The organism is Candidatus Zixiibacteriota bacterium (genome assembly GCA_040753875.1).
In the GTDB taxonomy this organism is placed as follows: Bacteria; Zixibacteria; MSB-5A5; order GN15; family FEB-12; genus DATKJY01.
In genome coordinates, this window is record JBFMDV010000013.1 from 1 (window position 1) to 15,771 (window position 15,771).

At 56.4% G+C, this 15,771-nt stretch carries 17 protein-coding genes; 11 read left to right on the forward strand and 6 right to left on the reverse strand.

Translation table 11 applies throughout. From position 1 onward, the window contains the following. The first annotated feature begins 824 nt into the window (after window positions 1-824). Complete coding sequence (locus AB1644_05125) at window positions 825-1,625, forward strand: hypothetical protein (GenBank protein ID MEW6050429.1); 801 nt, start codon at window positions 825-827, stop codon at window positions 1,623-1,625. Between the two features lie 111 nt (window positions 1,626-1,736). Here the strand turns inward: AB1644_05125 and AB1644_05130 are convergent, their stop codons facing one another. From AB1644_05130 to AB1644_05150, 5 genes are all read right to left on the reverse strand, one after another. Next, window positions 1,737-2,075, reverse strand: a complete 339-nt coding sequence (locus AB1644_05130) for a tRNA-binding protein (protein MEW6050430.1) — start codon at window positions 2,073-2,075, stop codon at window positions 1,737-1,739. Between the two features lie 6 nt (window positions 2,076-2,081). Beyond that, a complete protein-coding gene (locus AB1644_05135; protein ID MEW6050431.1) occupies window positions 2,082-2,636 on the reverse strand; it encodes a nitroreductase family protein in 555 nt (184 codons plus the stop codon). Window positions 2,637-2,963: 327 nt separating this feature from the next. Beyond that, window positions 2,964-3,899 carry a PfkB family carbohydrate kinase gene (locus tag AB1644_05140; GenBank protein ID MEW6050432.1) on the reverse strand — a complete coding sequence of 312 codons (936 nt, stop codon included), beginning with the start codon at window positions 3,897-3,899 and terminating at the stop codon, window positions 2,964-2,966. A gap of 53 nt (window positions 3,900-3,952) precedes the next feature. Then, entirely contained in the window at window positions 3,953-4,600 is a 648-nt protein-coding gene (locus AB1644_05145; protein ID MEW6050433.1) for a CDP-alcohol phosphatidyltransferase family protein, read from the reverse strand. A 499-nt stretch (window positions 4,601-5,099) separates the two neighbouring features. Further along, window positions 5,100-5,495, reverse strand: a complete 396-nt coding sequence (locus AB1644_05150; GenBank protein MEW6050434.1) for a DUF4440 domain-containing protein — start codon at window positions 5,493-5,495, stop codon at window positions 5,100-5,102. Window positions 5,496-5,720: 225 nt separating this feature from the next. Between AB1644_05150 and obgE the strand changes: the two genes are divergently transcribed. From obgE to AB1644_05200, 10 genes are all read left to right on the forward strand, one after another. Beyond that, window positions 5,721-6,719 (forward strand): GTPase ObgE, encoded by a 999-nt coding sequence (gene obgE, locus AB1644_05155; GenBank protein ID MEW6050435.1) that lies wholly within the window; start codon window positions 5,721-5,723, stop codon window positions 6,717-6,719. Further along, window positions 6,685-7,791: a DNA-processing protein DprA gene (dprA, locus tag AB1644_05160; GenBank protein MEW6050436.1), complete on the forward strand. Its 1,107-nt coding sequence runs from the start codon at window positions 6,685-6,687 to the stop codon at window positions 7,789-7,791. Before obgE ends, dprA begins: the two co-directional genes overlap by 35 nt. Window positions 7,792-7,795: 4 nt before the next feature. Beyond that, the gene (locus AB1644_05165) at window positions 7,796-8,065 is read left to right on the forward strand and encodes an HPr family phosphocarrier protein (protein MEW6050437.1); all 270 of its coding nucleotides are present in this window, start codon (window positions 7,796-7,798) and stop codon (window positions 8,063-8,065) included. 74 nt (window positions 8,066-8,139) lie between these two features. Next, a complete protein-coding gene (ptsP, locus tag AB1644_05170; GenBank protein MEW6050438.1) occupies window positions 8,140-9,897 on the forward strand; it encodes a phosphoenolpyruvate--protein phosphotransferase in 1,758 nt (585 codons plus the stop codon). 20 nt (window positions 9,898-9,917) lie between these two features. Next, on the forward strand, window positions 9,918-10,985 hold the full coding sequence (locus tag AB1644_05175) for a bifunctional phosphoglucose/phosphomannose isomerase (GenBank protein MEW6050439.1): 1,068 nt from the start codon (window positions 9,918-9,920) through the stop codon (window positions 10,983-10,985). A 10-nt stretch (window positions 10,986-10,995) separates the two neighbouring features. After that, window positions 10,996-11,214 (forward strand): DUF1858 domain-containing protein, encoded by a 219-nt coding sequence (locus AB1644_05180; protein ID MEW6050440.1) that lies wholly within the window; start codon window positions 10,996-10,998, stop codon window positions 11,212-11,214. A gap of 60 nt (window positions 11,215-11,274) precedes the next feature. Continuing rightward, entirely contained in the window at window positions 11,275-12,174 is a 900-nt protein-coding gene (locus tag AB1644_05185) for a DUF6754 domain-containing protein (protein MEW6050441.1), read from the forward strand. After that, complete coding sequence (locus tag AB1644_05190; protein MEW6050442.1) at window positions 12,171-12,848, forward strand: hypothetical protein; 678 nt, start codon at window positions 12,171-12,173, stop codon at window positions 12,846-12,848. The genes AB1644_05185 and AB1644_05190 overlap by 4 nt, the downstream gene beginning before the upstream one ends. A gap of 3 nt (window positions 12,849-12,851) precedes the next feature. Further along, window positions 12,852-13,700, forward strand: a complete 849-nt coding sequence (locus AB1644_05195) for a hypothetical protein (GenBank protein MEW6050443.1) — start codon at window positions 12,852-12,854, stop codon at window positions 13,698-13,700. Continuing rightward, window positions 13,697-14,323, forward strand: a complete 627-nt coding sequence (locus AB1644_05200; protein MEW6050444.1) for a hypothetical protein — start codon at window positions 13,697-13,699, stop codon at window positions 14,321-14,323. Before AB1644_05195 ends, AB1644_05200 begins: the two co-directional genes overlap by 4 nt. A 5-nt stretch (window positions 14,324-14,328) precedes the next feature. Here the strand turns inward: AB1644_05200 and AB1644_05205 are convergent, their stop codons facing one another. Next, a complete protein-coding gene (locus tag AB1644_05205; GenBank protein MEW6050445.1) occupies window positions 14,329-15,717 on the reverse strand; it encodes a hypothetical protein in 1,389 nt (462 codons plus the stop codon). Window positions 15,718-15,771: the final 54 nt, after the last annotated feature.

The window sequence follows — 15,771 nt, forward strand, 5'->3', positions numbered from 1 at the left end:
CGGACGAGCCCTGCGAGCGGAGCCCGCGACGGTTCTTCGCCAACGCGAAGGACAATACCTGAGCGGCGCTCAGGGCTGCGGCGGGGCACTCTAACCTGATCGGAGACACCCGAGAGGTTTTTCGGCAATGGTCGCCAGATGACCGTTCCCTCCATGGCGGGTTCGGGCTGCAGAGACAACCACTCTTACAAACGAGGAGAACATCAATAATCAGTGGAAGAACGGTAGTGAAAGTGCGGAGAGTGGATGAGCGCGATGGCGGTAGACGGGCAGCCAATCTGATCGAACAACAGGTGTGCAACGGGTCACATGGCCAAAAGCCGAGGCCAAAAAAAAACGCCCCGCGCCGGGGGGGAGGGGGAACGGCACAGGGCGAAGTAGGCGGCACTGATGCGAAGCATGGCTAGCAAGGCAGGCCGCCATTTGTTACAACCGAACCGGTCCACTTTGGTTTCCTAAAAAACCGGTTGCCGGTCGATTTCTTTTTCTTTACTCAAAGAACCAAACTGCCGACCGAACGCCCCAAATCGGCGGCAGTATTCGTAATCAATGTGAGAGTCGAAAATAGTCAAGACCTTTTAGAGAACAGAGTTTGTGTCGCTCGATTCGCCCCCATAACTCATTGATAGACAGGTTCTTTCTTGTTTCGAAGCTTCCTCGAAGCGGGGCGGATCAGCGACTCAAATGGTCAACCGTTTTGAGCGTAAACGGCGTCGATATTTGGTTCTTCTCGAGTAGTGTATTGTAAGTATAATATACGCATGAGATTAGAACGGGATCATCGCCTAAATGGACCACCGGTCTCTGCCGATATAGAGTAGAGTATGCTCTCTGTAACTCAGAAGATATTGCGAATCTCACTTGGCGGTGTTATCAGCACGGCGCTGCTGCTGCTTTGGAGCTGCAATACACCCCCTACCGGTAAAGGGACCGACCAGCAGTACGCGGTCGGCGGTTCGCTGGTTATCAACCTGGACCACGACTCGACGGTCACCGCGGTGCAGTTTCTCCGCGACCTCGCTGTTGCCAAGAACGCTGATATTCGGCTTGGTACCCGCACCCTTGCGTTCAATAATCAGGCGTATCCGCTTGATTCGGTGTATTCGCGGATGGTGGATTCTGTCACTGATTACTCGGTCGGAACGCGGTATCTTCGCGTGGCCGACTCGACAGTCTTCGTCGACAGCGCTATCACCACCTCTCCGGGGACGCTGTCCATACTGACTGTAACACCGGCCAACCGTCTGATTCAGGGGAATGGGCAGGCCTCGCTCACCTGGACAACGTCATCGGGCGCGCAGGGGTATGTACTGGCGGCTGTTCAGAAGAAAGATGCTTACAGCGGTCCTGCGTACAGCGCATACAATACGTCGATGGCTACGGCGGGTACTTTCCCTCCGGATGCATTCTCGCTCAGCGTCGGCGACGCCCCGGACACCGGGTGGTATTATCTGTATGTCTATTCGTATACCGGTTCACCCAATAAATCGCTCGCCGACCTGTCGTTGCCCGCGCCGCTGCCGACTCAACTGGCGAACAACATCAATCACACCGAACTGGCAGGGAGTTTTGGCACGGTAGTAGTGTCCGCTCACGACTCAGTACATGTCGTGTTCCAGCCGTAGTTATCCAGTTTCCCGGACAATTGCAGGAGCCAAGCTGCTCCGTTCGAGATTGCTTCGGCAAAACGCCTCGCAATGACTGGCACGGTGACTTGTGTTGCGAGACAGCACTTATCAGTACAGTCGTCCGCCAATCTCCGCTGCGTCGACCGGGCTGACCAGCACGATCCCGCCACCTGTGCGCGGGACACCGAGCAGCAGGACCTCTGACATAAACCCGCCGATGTTCTTCGGCTCGAAATTCACTACAGCTAAGCACTGTTTGCCGAGCAGTTGCTCGGAAGTGTAGTCTTGTTTGAACCGGGCTGAGGTTTGTTTGATGCCGAGCTCGGGACCGAAATCGATCTTCAGTTTGTACGCCGGCACCCGCGCCCGTTCGAAATCGGTTACCTCGACTATCACGCCGACGCGGATATCGACCTTTTCGAAGTCGGAGAAAGAGATAGTGTACATAGGCGGTCAAAACTCGAACCGGTCGAGACTAATAATCTCACTCAGTTCTTTGCGGGTTCGTGGAGCCTCGTCCTTTGCGCGCGTGCGCTCATCGAGCGACTCGATCGGCCCTTTGTACCCCAACGCGATCACACACAGGACATGGTAGTCATCGGGGATGGCCAATGCCTCTTTCACCTTCTTGGCATCGTAGCCGGCCATCGGATGCGCCAGCAAGTCCATGTCGGTAGCGCCCAGCAACAGCGACATCACCGCCAGACCGGTGTTGAACGAGTAATACTGTACCGGATCATCGTCGCGAACACCGTCGTCGGATGGACGAGAGCAAACAGCGATCAAAATCGGCGCCGCGGCCGCCCATTGATTACCGCGAGCGAGCGCTTTCATGAACCGCTCTTTTTGCGACGGCTCCGACACGAAGATGAATCGCCACGGTTGGCTGTTGCTGCCGGAAGGGGACCACTGGATTATTTCATACAGCCGATCCAGTTTGTCCTGCGGCAGCGGGTCCGGCAGATAGGACCGTTTGCTCTGGCGGCGGAAGAAGATCGAGTCATCCATGAGTCACCTCCATGTTGTGTCCAATGCACCCTAAGAGATTGCTTCGTCGTCACGCTCGACGCGTGACGCCTCGCAATGACGTTCGGGGTGCGGCACCGCTCGGCGCGGGCGCGTTCTATATTCCCGCTTTCGCGGGAATGACACTGCGGGTGTCAGTTCACACCGTCTGTCTGTCGACAGACGGCAGGAACTGACACAACGGTCTCCGCCCCCTCGTCTTCGCTCGGGGCAGCGCCTTCGGGCACCTTCTCCCGAAGGGAGAAGGATTCGTGTCAGGCGGCGCTGTTAGCCGCGTCGTCGTCGCTTTGCGTCTCGCACTGCAACAGATCAAGCGTTAACGGCAACTTTCACTCGGTAATCACTCATCGCGAGCAATGTCTGCTGGCGTGCCCGAACCAGCGATTCCGTCATAACAAAATCCGGGCCGACATATTCAATCATGATCGATGACGTACACGACGCGAAGCAGCCGGCCTTCCGCAGATCGCCGCCGGTTTTCAGATACTCGAATGTAAATCCGGCCATGTAGGTATCGCCGGCGCCGGTGGCATCGATTAGATCGACATCATACGGCGGGATATCAATAAACGTCGTGCCGTCGTAGATAACCGAACCAAGCTCGGCGAGCGTCACGATCACGAGTTTCGGCCCCCAAGACTTGATCCGGCGGGCTGCTTCGTACGGGTTCTCGCGGCAGTCGATACCGGTCAGAATCTTCCCCTCAAGTTCGTTCGGTTTGACGATATCGAACAACCCGAGTATCTGCTCGATCCCCGGTTTCTTCTCGTGGAAGATGCGGCCATCTGGGCCAACACCCCTAATCAGGCCTTGAGGGTCGCAAAAGAACAGACCGCGGAAACGGCGGCTGATCTCGCGGATATTGTCGAATGACACCTCGCCAAGAATCGGGCCTATCAGAACAGCTTGCGAATCCGTGTACATTGAGGGCGTAAGACCGGCAATATTGTCCGCTTTGCCGAGCAGATCGAGCGTGCGGTTGCCGAAGGCGTCGTAGTAGATGAGCGAAAAGCCACCGGTGCCGCTTGACGGTGTAATGACAGGTTCGATATTGAATCGATGGAGGTCGTGAATGAACTGCTGCTTGAAACCATCCCCAACCGCGCCGACCAGTCGCACCTTTTCACCCAGTTTGCTCAGCGCCAGCGCGGCGTTGGTGGAGCAGCCGGAGAGAATCCGCTCCTTGGTGTCAACGCGGGGGGTTTTGATATAATCGTATACGGGATTGCCGATAGCCGTGATCACAGGTAGAAGCTGCTCCTTGTCAATTAGTCAGAGAAACGGTTCTGTTGCTTTGCTCAGACATGCCGTTTGTTGCCGAGCAGTTTGCGGGCGTAGATGAGGCGCTGGACGGCGGTGATAAGCGATGTGAGGCCGACGATAATCAGTGCGAACTCCAGCCATCGGCCGCGGGGCCAACTGCCACCGGGGAGATAGATTTCGATAATCGCGCCAGCCATGATGAGCAGGAATTTTTCCATCCGCCCCATGATCCCGACTGCGCAGTTTTCGATTTTCCCCATCGATTCGGCCGCCGCACGCGTGTAGCTGGCGATCAGCATGGCGAACAGTGCGAACAGACCCCATCCGGGATGGGTGACCTTCGACATGGTGATTCCGGCCAGAATGAAGAACTCGCCATAGCGGTCCGAGACGTGATCGAGTATGCCGCCGAACACTGTCCCCATGTTGCCGGCACGGGCGGTGGAACCATCGAGCATGTCGGTGAACGCGGTCATGAGCATCCAGAACACGCCCCAGCCCATTTGGGCTTTCCAGAAATAGATGCCAGAAATGAAGGCGCACACGAGCGACGCCGCAGTCAGCATGTTGGGGGTGAGTCCCATTTTGAGGCAGATGTGCCCCAGCCCCAGCGACCACCTTTCGTACCACTGGCGTTTGCGCTGGTTGATTGTCAGTGGCGGCTCGTTCTGGACAGTCCTCACGGGGCGGAATATAGGTCCACACAAGGCCGCCGTCAACTGGCGTACGTAGACACTTCCGGTCGTCGCCCTGAGCGTAGTCGAAGGGCGTGCATGGCCAGTGTGCCAATGGTGGCACGGTTCGTGGTTCGACTCCGCTCACCACGACGCTGTGCGCCACCTGTGCAATACTGACCCGCCCCAAGGGGCGGGGTACCCCACCGTAGCCTGCCTGGGAGTAGATGAAGGCTTGCGGTGGGTTTCGTGTTCGAGGTTCGACTCGGCTCGTGTGACCCGACCGATTGCGCACCGTTATGATTTCCGGCAGTTCACACTCGCCCTCGACACTATGTACAGCTATGTAGGGGCTGGATTCGCGATTGTCTCGGGCGAGCAAGAACTGCCGGGACGGGTAAGACCAAGTCATTGCGAGGCGCTTCGCCGACGCAATCTCAACTGCTGCCGTGGAAGGAATCCGAGATTGCTTCGCCGCCGCGAAGCGCGTCGTCTCGCAATGACTGACTTACGAGTGCGAGGGCATAGCGGTTGGTGTCCCCTGGTGGAACAGCATCCGCCATGAGCCGTCGGCGAGCTTCCAGATGGAACTGCGTAGCGAGTGCTTCGGCTGACCGTCTTTTACAGAGATCACGACAGCATGGTAGGTCGCCAGCACGATATCGGGTGCCAGTTGGCAAACGGCGAAATCCGTTATCGAAATATCAACCGGCGGCTCCTGTGCGAGTTCCTCGATAATCCGCCGCTTGTCGCATATCGTTCCCGATGCCCCGAACTCGATGAAATCGTCGGCGAGAAGTTTGTTCAGTTCTTCAGATGAACGTCTGATGTCGGGTTGAAGGAGGCGTTGTTCGAGAGAGTAGAGAAGTTGGTGGATGGGGTTATCAGGTTTCATTTGTTGCATGCGTTGGACATCAGTTATCGGCAATTTCGGAATTCATCACCCGTTGGGTGCGCTACGGGGCTTCCGCCAATTCGCTAATCGGTCGATCGGTGTTCTCTTCTCGATGTTCCATAACTTGCCTCGGCTTAGTATATCACCAGACTGCAAATTCAAGCAACTTGTTTCGCCCCCACTCACCCACTACCGCATTGACAATTGCGGGCACAATCGGGATATTCACCAGTCATGTTTATCGACTACGTTGAAATCGAGGTGCAAGCGGGGGATGGCGGTCACGGGTGTATCGCCTTTCGGCGCGAAAAGTATATCCCCAAAGGGGGACCGGACGGCGGCGACGGAGGCTGGGGCGGCGATGTGATCGCAGTTGCCGATGATAACCTCACCACACTGCTCGATTTCCGATATCGCAAGAGCTACAAGGCTGAGCGGGGCGGGTTCGGCTCTGGCGGGCTCAAGACCGGCAAGAACGGCGAGAGTATTCGGCTCCGTGTACCGGTGGGGACAATCATCAAAGACCTCGAATCAGGGCAGACCATTGTCGACCTGGATGAACTGGGTGCGGAAATAGTGCTGGCCAAGGGGGGCAAAGGGGGGCACGGGAATGCGTTTTACAAATCGCCAGTCAATCAGGCGCCGCGCAAAGCACAGGATGGTGCGCCCGGGGAACACAAGCGGCTGTCGCTGGAGTTGAAACTTCTGGCCGATGTCGGGCTCGTGGGGAAACCGAATGCGGGGAAATCAACTATTCTTGCCACGTTCTCGGCGGCGCGGCCGAAGATTGCTGAGTATCCATTCACCACGCTCGTGCCGAATCTTGGCATAGTCAAATTCCGCGAATACAAATCGTGCGTAATGGCGGATATTCCGGGACTGATCGAAGGGGCATCACAGGGGAAAGGGCTCGGCATTCAGTTTCTTCGCCATATCCAGCGGACCGGCATGCTCGTGTACGTGATCGATGTAAACGATGAGAATATCGAAGAGACGCACGCCACGCTCGCACAGGAACTGGAGGCGTTCGATCAGACGCTGCTGACGAGGCCTTCGGTGACGGCGATAACCAAGATTGACACGCTCTCCGAAAGTGACCTTAAATCGATTTCCGGAAAACTGCCGGGTGATTATATTTACCTCTCGGCCGTGGCCGGGATGGGGACGGACCGATTCCTGCAGACGATTGAGAAGACGCTTGACGAACAACGAGCTCACAGAACGACTGATTGATACGATTGCGCTTTTGAATGTCCCGGGAGTTGGCAAGGGGCGGTTTCATAAGTTGGTGGCGCAGTTCGGTACACCGGCCCGGGTGATGGCGGCGACGGTCTGGGAACTAGAGGCGGTCCCACTGGTCTCGCACACGACCGCGGCGAGTATCAGAACGAGTTGCGACCGGGACAAAGCCAAGGAACTCTACGCACGTATCGTGCAGCTTGGCTGGAGCATGCTGTTCCCGGAACATCCCGAGTACCCCAAACAGCTTCTGCCGTTGGCGGACCGTCCGGCGCTGTTATTTCGCCTGGGAGAGCCGACCAAAGCCGAAGACAAGATGATTGCGATAGTTGGGACACGACACGCATCGGAGAGGGGGAGAGCTTTCGCGCGGAATCTGGCGGCAGATTTGGCAAAAGCGGGCGTGATCGTGGTGTCGGGGATGGCGGAGGGGATTGATTCCGCTGCTCATCAGGGAGCGCTGGAGGCGGGGGGCAAGACGATTGCAGTTTGGGGGACGCCGCTGAATCATGTTTATCCGACAAGTAATCGAGGTCTCGCTGATAGGATCATGCGACAGGGAGCAGCGTATTCGGAATATTTTCCGGATATCAAGCCAGAGCCCGGTTTTTTCCCGGAGCGGAATCGAATCATATCGGGACTTTCGGAGGGAGTGGTGGTAGTTGAAGCGGGGCGGAAGTCCGGCGCATTGATCACCGCCGACTTGGCACTTGAGCAGGGGAAAGAACTGTTTGCGGTGCCGGGCGGGCCGGAGTCGATGGCGAGCCTTGGCACCAACGCGCTTATCAAGAAGGGCGCGAAGCTGCTGACGAATGTGGAAGATATTTTCGATGAACTGCCACGGCTCAAGGGACAGGTGGTGGCACAGAAGTTTCAGACTCTGCCGGATTTGACCGATACCGAAAAGCAGTTGGTCGGCCATCTGGCCTCCGGGCCGCTGCAAATAGATCAACTTTCACGGACCGCCGGACTGCCGGTCGCCGAGTTGCTGGAGTATCTTCTGGCGCTCGAACTCAAGGGAGCGGTGCAGGAACTGTCCGGCAAGCGATACGTTTTGGTCGAGTGATTCGATGGTGAAACAGACAACCAAGATTGTGAATAAATTGGGGCTTCACGCCCGTCCTGCGGCGATGGTGGTGACGACTGCCTCGCGGTTTGCCTCCGAGGTGTATATCACCAAAGACGACCTCCGGGTGAACGGCAAGTCCATCATGGGGGTGATGATGCTGGCAGCCGAAATGGGGTCGGACCTGACAATTGAGGCAAATGGGGAGGACGAAAACCAGGCGCTGGCGGAGATTCTGAAAGTCATCGCATCCGGGTTCGGCGAAAACGGCTGACATTTGGCTTGCCTGCCGCTTGAGCATTCCCTTACTTTCCTTTCGATCTAACGAAGTGCTTGTAAGGTAGCAGGATGCGAACTGGTCGTCGCACATTCAAGGGGCAGCCGATATCGCCCGGTATTGCCATGGGACGCACCCGGGTGATCCTTCCGGGGGATATCAAGATAGCCGAAGTGGTGGTAGCGCCATCGCGGGTCAACGATGAGATCGAGGCGCTGGAGCGGGCAGTCGCAGCTGCTCTGGAAGAACTTCGGGCGATCCGTACGACTGCCGGGAAGAAAGTCGCCGGACCGGTCGCGAAAATATTCGATGCCCAGGTGTTGATCGCGGGGGATTACGAGTTTCTCAAACAGGTCAAAGAACAGATCACATCGCAGCGACGGAACGCCGGTTTTGTGTACAACTCGCTGGTAGAACGGACCACGGTTCCGCTCCGGATGTCGCGGGATCCCTACATGCAGCAGATGGCGCTCGATATCGAGGCGGTTTCGCGGAAAGTGCTGTCGCACCTGCAGGGTTCGGGCGAACTTTCACAGGCCAATTTCCAGCCGGACACGGTCCTGGTCGGTAAGATGTTCACCCCCGGCGATGTCCTCAGTTATCGCCATCGGAAGGCGGTCGGTTTTCTGGTGGGCGAGGGGGGACGCAACTCGCACATGGCGCTGATCGCGCGGTCGCTCATGGTGCCTGCCGTGGTGGTGGAAGATATCTGGACACAGGCATGCGATGACTGCCCGATCATTATCGACGGCAACACGGGTGTGGTAATCGCTCATCCGACAGAGGCTGAGTGGACCGAGTATCAGAAGCTTCGCAAACGCCAAGGTCCGGCGACTATATTACGCATCAAGAAACTTTCGACCATACCGCCCAAGACGAAAGACGGCAAGCCATTCAAAATAGCGGCCAATTTGGAGCTTCCGGGCCCGATGGACGAGATCCTGGCCGAGCAACGATTTCCGGTGGGTCTGTACCGGACGGAGTTCATGTACCTCGAGGCCGGGACGTTTCCCGACGAAGAGGCCCAGTACCAGCATTATGCCGCAATAGCAGAGACGTTCGCGCATTCCGAGGTGATTCTTCGCACGTTTGATATCGGCTCGGACAAGATGCATCCGTCCGGCCAGATGCCGCATGAGGATAACCCGGCGCTGGGGTTCCGCGGGATCCGCCCCATGCTCGCCATGCCGGAAGTGTTCAAAGATCAGCTCCGGGCGATGCTTCGTGCCTCCGTGCGAAAGAATCTCAAGATCATGCTTCCCATGGTGTCTGACCTGGCAGAATTCGAAAAGGCACGCAAACTGCTTGGACAGGTAATGCTGGAGCTCAGGCGCGACCGGATACCCTTTGACGAAAATATCCAACTCGGCATCATGGTGGAGGTCCCCTCGGCGGCGCTGACCGCCGATTGCCTGGCGGAGAAGGTCGATTTCATGTCGATCGGGACCAACGACCTCACACAATACACGTTGTCGGCCGACCGGAGCAATGGCCGAGTGGCCGATATCTACAGTCCATACCACCCCTCGGTGCTTCATTTGATCAAGCTGACGGTTGATGCTTGTAAAAAGCGAAGGAAACCGGTATCTATATGTGGGGAGGTGGCCGGGGACCAGTTGGCGCTGCCGCTCTTTATGGGGATGGGAGTGGACCAGTTGTCCATGAGCCCGGTGAAGATCTTTGATATGTGCCGGCTGGTAAAGCAGTTGGACTCGGAATTGGTCCGGCTGCTGGTCGGCTCAGTGATGAGCAGCAGTTCGGTGGCAGCGGTGACCCGGAAGCTCCAGAGTTTCCGGGATGCGTTGGAACAAAAACAACCTTTTAGATAACAGGAAACAGAGCCTTGGCAGTGTTAGATAATGTCGATACCATTCGCTCGGTCGACCCGGGCAATATGTATAACCGGATTTTCGACTTTCCGGAGCAGGTGGCCGAGGCGTTCAAACTCGCCGAGGGGTGGAAGGTCAACCCGACCGATTTCGCCGGCGTCAAAAATATCGTCCTGATCGGCATGGGCGGGTCGGCCATCGGCGGTGACCTGGTCCGCACCTATCTCGGGGCACGACTACAGGTCCCCATGGTGATCTGCCGTCATTACGCCTTGCCGGAATTCGTCGATGATGAGACGCTGGTGATTGCCTCGTCCTATAGCGGCAATACCGAAGAGACCATGTCGGCGCTCGATGATGCCCTGGGGCGCAAAGCTATGCTGGTGGCGCTCACCACCGGTGGCATGATGGCGGAAGTTTGCAAATTGAATGATATCCCCATGCTGACCCTTCCGGCCGGTTTGCAGCCGCGTGCGGCGCTGGGGTATTCGATGATCCCGCTGCTGGTACTCTTCGACCGCATCGGATTGGTCAAAGGGCTGGTCAAGGAGATCCCGCAGACGATCAAAGAGATGCAAATGCGGCGGGAGGTGTATATCGAAGACACGCCGACGGAAAAGAATCTGGCCAAAGCGGTCGCCGCCAGACTGCACGGCCGCATTCCGATTATCTATGGCGGTCCGGTGCTCACTGATGTCGTGGCGGTGCGATGGAAGGGGCAGATGTGCGAGAACGGCAAGAATATGGCGTTCGCCAACCAGTTTCCGGAGTTCAATCACAACGAGTTGGTCGGTTATTGTGATGTGCTCAAGCCCCACAAGGACCATCTCGTGGTGGTGATGATTCGGACCGGCGACGATCACCCCAAGGTGACCAAACGGATCGACATTGTGAAAGGGATCATCGAGAAGTCCGGCGTGCCGGTGGTGGATGTCTGGGGGATGGGGACAACCCCGCTGAGTCGGCTATTGTCGCTGGTGCAGCTTGGGGATTTCGTCTCCTACTATCTGGCGATCCTGAACAACGTGGATCCAACACCGGTGGCGGCGATCGAGACCCTGAAGAAAGCGCTGGCCGAAGGCAACTGAGATTCCGGCAGTGGCGTTCGTATTAAGCAGGGACACATTGATCGAGGATCTGGTACAAGCCCGCCCGGATGCGGTGGGCTTTCTTATTGAGCATGGTCTGCCCTGTGTAGTGTGTGGCGAGCCATTTTGGGGCACACTGGCTGAACTGGCACAGCAGAAGAACTTCACCGACTCGCAGATCGAGTCCCTGATCGCGGATTTTGGGCGAACCCATGCCGAAACGGATTGAACAGATTTGTTGCCGAGTCGTCGTTCTTTGTGGATGCATACTTTCGTGCGAGGCCCACGCGTGAGCCGGTCTGAACAGTTCAGCCATCAGACAGTTTGCGGGCGTCTGACCGGTCTCTTGGTCGGCGCTTTCTTTGGCATTCTATTGTACCCCGCCATGGCGATGGCCCAGGAGCCGGACAGTACGCTGTTTCGGAGCGACCGGATCAACGCCCTAATTCTGGTAATAATCTTTTCGACAGCGGTCTTATTGTACACCCGATGGGCGAAACAGGGGAAGCCGCTTTTCATACGGAAAATCGCCGGGCTGGATGCGATTGAAGAAGCGGTGGGGCGCGCCACCGAGATGGGGAAGCCGGTGCTCTATATCCCGGGGCTTCAGGAACTCGATGATATTCAAACGATCGCCGGCATTTCGATCCTGGGCCGGGTGGCCAAGATTACGGCCCAGTACGAAACGCCGCTGGTGGTGCCGGTGCGATACCCGCTGGTTCTGGCGGCCGGCCAGGAAGTGGTCGAACAAGCGTATGTGGAGCAGGGGAAGAAAGATTCCTACAACAAGGATACCGTTCGGTACGTAGCGGGGGAGCAGATGGCATTTGCGGCGACAGTCAACGGCATGATGATGCGGGAGCGTCCTGCGGCGAATATTTTTATGGGGGCGTTTTTCGCCGAATCACTGCTGTTGGCCGAAACCGGCAATGCGGCCGGGTCAATTCAGATAGCGGGCACGGCGCTTCCGGAGCAAATCCCGTTTTTTATCGCAGCGTGTGACTACACCCTGATGGGCGAGGAACTGTACGCGGCTTCGGCATACTTGTCGCACGAGCCGCTGCTGCTTGGCGGGCTCAAGGGACAGGATTTCATGAAAGTGATCATAGCGATCTGCATTCTCCTGGGGGTCGCTCTGGTGGTGTTCGGAGTGGGGGATCAATTCGTGGAGTTTTTCCGTCACCAATGAAGACCACGGTCCCACTGATTATCGCATTCCTGGCCGGACTCGCCATGGTGCTTTCGTTTTTCTCCGGTCCGGGCGTGCCGGTGGTGCGTGATATTTCCGCCGAGTTTCTGATCTGGAGCTCAATCATCGGCGGCTTCTCGTTCCTGCTTGGCGTCGTGTCCATCACGCGCGTGAACTGGCGCAAGGTTGCGGCGCGACAGCACGGCTGGGGCTACAATCTGGTCACTGTCATTTCGGTGTTTGTCATGGGACTCCCGGCTCTGATACCTGCCGGCTGGCTGCCGGAGGGGATGACATCACTGGCCGGGCGTAACGCGGGATCGGTCTACGATTGGCTGTTTGTAAACATCATGACCCCCATGAGCCAAACTATGTTCGCAATTCTGGCGTTCTATATTGCCTCGGCCGCCTATCGGGCGTTTCGAACCCGCAGCACCGAAGCCACGCTTCTCCTGTTGACCGCCTCGCTGGTAATGCTCTGGCGTGTCCCCATGGGAGAAGCGCTTCTCAACACGATTACCCCGGCGCTCCCGGATTTCATCAACACCTATATTATGAACGGCGTCAACCTGTCGGTGCAACGCGGTATCATTATCGGGGCGGCACTCGGAGCCGCCACCATGTCGCTCCGCATAATCCTCGGTATCGAGCGCACGTATATGGGGAAGGGATAACCGGTGAATCTCTGGCAGCAACTGGACAAGCTCGACCGTCGCTGGGTCTTCCTTCTCGTCTGGATCGCCGCTGTTATCCCCCTGATCGTCCCGGCCACGTTCAAGATCAGTATCTCTCCCGAGGGGAAGAGTCTGTTTGAGGCGGTCGACCGCCTGCCGGACTCGTCGACTGTTATCCTGACGTTCGACATCTGGCCGAACGCGCTGGCCGAGACCGAGCCGATGGAGAGGGCCGCCCTACATCATCTGTTTCGCAAGAACATGTATGTTATTACCGTGGCCAATATTCCGCTTGGTGGGCCATCGGTGGCCGAGCGTGTGACCCGCGAACTGGCAGCGCAATACGGCAAGACGTACGGTGTTGATTATGTCAACCTGGGTTACAAGCCGGGGTATGTGTCGGTTCTGCGGGGGATGGGGACATCGATTGAGGGGATCTTCCCGACTGACAACAGCGGGACGCCACTGTCTGAACTTCCGCTCATGCAGCGGGTGAAGAATTACGAGCAGGTCGATTTCATCTTCGTAGTAGCCGACAACGCCACGGTCGACTACTGGGTGTCGATAGTCAACGCCCAGTTCAGAAAACCGGTAGGGGCGGGTGTGACCGCAGTTATGGCGCCCAAGCAGTTTGCATATGTTGGATCCGGTCAGTTGGTAGGACTTCTGGGCGGGATGAAAGGGGCAGCCGAATATGAAAAGCTGGTCGGAAAGAGCGGACTGGCCACCACCGGCATGGGGATGCAGTCGCTGGTCCATTTCCTGCTCATAGCCCTGATCGTGGTCGGTAACGTGGGGTACATTGTCACTCGGCAGGTTGCACGCACGCGCGAACGGAAGGTGAAGGCGTGAGCGGCTGGGAGATCTTCCAGATCTGGCTGATGGCGTTTCTCACGCTGGCCATTTTCTCGTTTTTGTACAGAGACAACCCACTGTTCAAGTTCGTCGAGCATATGTATGCCGGACTCTCGACCGGCTATTACCTCGGACTGTACTATGATACGGTGATCAAGCAGCGGCTGTGGATGCCTCTGAGCGAACAAGGGGAATGGTGGTTGATTGTGCCTGGCCTGCTTGGGTTCTTGATGTTCGCCCGGCTCTCCACGCGGTATTCCTGGCTGGCGCGACTGGGACTTGCCTTCGTGATGGGGACCACGTCAGGTGTTTACCTGCTATCGGAACTTCACGGCAATGTGCTGGGGCAGATGGTCGGCACGATGTCACCACAGCGAGTTCAGGGGATGGTCAACTGGTGGCTTACCGCTATCGTAGTTGTGGGGCTTATCACAACTTTGATCTATTTCTATTTTTCCAAGGAGCACCGGGGGGTGTTGGGGGGAACAGCCCGAGTCGGCATCTGGTTTATTATGGTTTCGTTTGGGGCCCATTTCGGATACACCGTGATGGGGCGGGTATCGCTGCTGATTGGACGGGTCTATTTCCTCTGGAACGACTGGATCGGAACGATGCGGTAGCGAACCTAATCGTCGAACTGAAACTCCAATTGTCCGGAGAAGAGGCGATCCTCGCCTGTGATTGACTTCCTGTGTGTCTGAAGCTTCTCCATCGCTTCTCGTTGGATATCGGTTCCCAATGCCCCGGTGATTGCTGCAAATAAGGTCATTCCCGTCATCCTGTAGTATGTCGCTTTGCCCCTCTCTTCGACTGAAAGAAGTTTCTTCTTTACCAGGCCCTTGAGCGCGGCAGAAAAAGCTTGCGGGGTTTTGTAGCCGTATTTTGCAAAGTCTTTTGGACGACAGCTTTCTTTGTCTGCTACTGCCTTAAGTATATTCGTGGCGGCAGTAGACAACTCAAGATCCTTCGCACGCTCATGCGCAAGTTGCACGAATGCTGACATTGCGACGTCGGTGGGTATGGGATTTAGGGACGGGTTTACCATAATCACGCTTTTCACGAGGTCACCAGAGGTCTTGAGCGTCTCGCGGATTTCTCGCATGGAAAAGTGGTGAATTATTTTTATGGTTTCGTCGGTCAAGGGACTCCGAATAGAGTCTTGCTTCCGAAACATCTGCACTCGACGGTCTATCACCTCTTTCGCCTTCTCATATGTCAAAGGCGGGATGTATAGCTCTGTACCAGACAGATAATTTGCCACCCGGCTAATCTCTGTTTCTATGATACTACCTACTCCCTTTCTGCCAATGACAGTCCAGTAAATGCCCGGGAGGTCAAACAGCTCATCTCTGGCAGCATTAAAGAAGGTCACCAACCGCTCTTTGGACAGGAGGTCAAGATTATTGACGAGTATGAACACACCGCGAAATCCGAGCTTCTCTCTTGCAATCTCCACCAAATGCGTCAGGTGAATCCGCCCATTTTTAATGACGTTCTGTGCCTTTCCCTCAGCCGAACGTCCGAAGTCAAGCCCTGAGCCTAAAAGGGAAGCACCGATGCTGACACCGGCGCCACCGGTCTTAATCATGACATCAAGAAATACAGATAGAATCTCTTGAACTTCTTTGGGCGGTTCGATCTTTTCCAACCGACAATGCAGTGCGATGCTAATACACACGGACGTAATTGTCTGTTGGATGAAAAGGTCTAAGTCGTCCGCCTCCCTGATCTGAATCTTCTCGAAGCAAGGCAGAACCCTGGGAAGTGCAAACCTGAAGCCCTCAGGTTCTTGGTTTATGTAGGAAAAGTATTGGCAGGCGTTGACGAAAGTCGTCTTGCCAACGCCGACCTCTCCGGTAACCACTTTTAATGAACGCTCACCGCTTAGAGTATCGACTAAATATCTGTTTATCTCTTTGTCGCGGCCGACAAAAAGCTTAATGTCTTGCTCTGTGGGCCGCAGTGGCTCCACGAAGAAAATATCGCGATTGAATCCGAGATGTGCCCAAATCAAGGTACTACCCTATGCTGGATATCAGTCTCCCAGGTACTCAAGACCGTTGCATTT

Coding starts and splice junctions, on each gene's coding strand:
- AB1644_05125 (MEW6050429.1), top strand. CDS start 825: ATGCTCTCTGTAACTCAGAAGATATTGCGAATCTCACTTGGCGGTGTT.
- AB1644_05130 (MEW6050430.1), bottom strand. CDS start 2,075: ATGTACACTATCTCTTTCTCCGACTTCGAAAAGGTCGATATCCGCGTC.
- AB1644_05135 (MEW6050431.1), bottom strand. CDS start 2,636: ATGGATGACTCGATCTTCTTCCGCCGCCAGAGCAAACGGTCCTATCTG.
- AB1644_05150 (MEW6050434.1), bottom strand. CDS start 5,495: ATGCAACAAATGAAACCTGATAACCCCATCCACCAACTTCTCTACTCT.
- obgE (MEW6050435.1), top strand. CDS start 5,721: ATGTTTATCGACTACGTTGAAATCGAGGTGCAAGCGGGGGATGGCGGT.
- AB1644_05165 (MEW6050437.1), top strand. CDS start 7,796: ATGGTGAAACAGACAACCAAGATTGTGAATAAATTGGGGCTTCACGCC.
- ptsP (MEW6050438.1), top strand. CDS start 8,140: ATGCGAACTGGTCGTCGCACATTCAAGGGGCAGCCGATATCGCCCGGT.
- AB1644_05190 (MEW6050442.1), top strand. CDS start 12,171: ATGAAGACCACGGTCCCACTGATTATCGCATTCCTGGCCGGACTCGCC.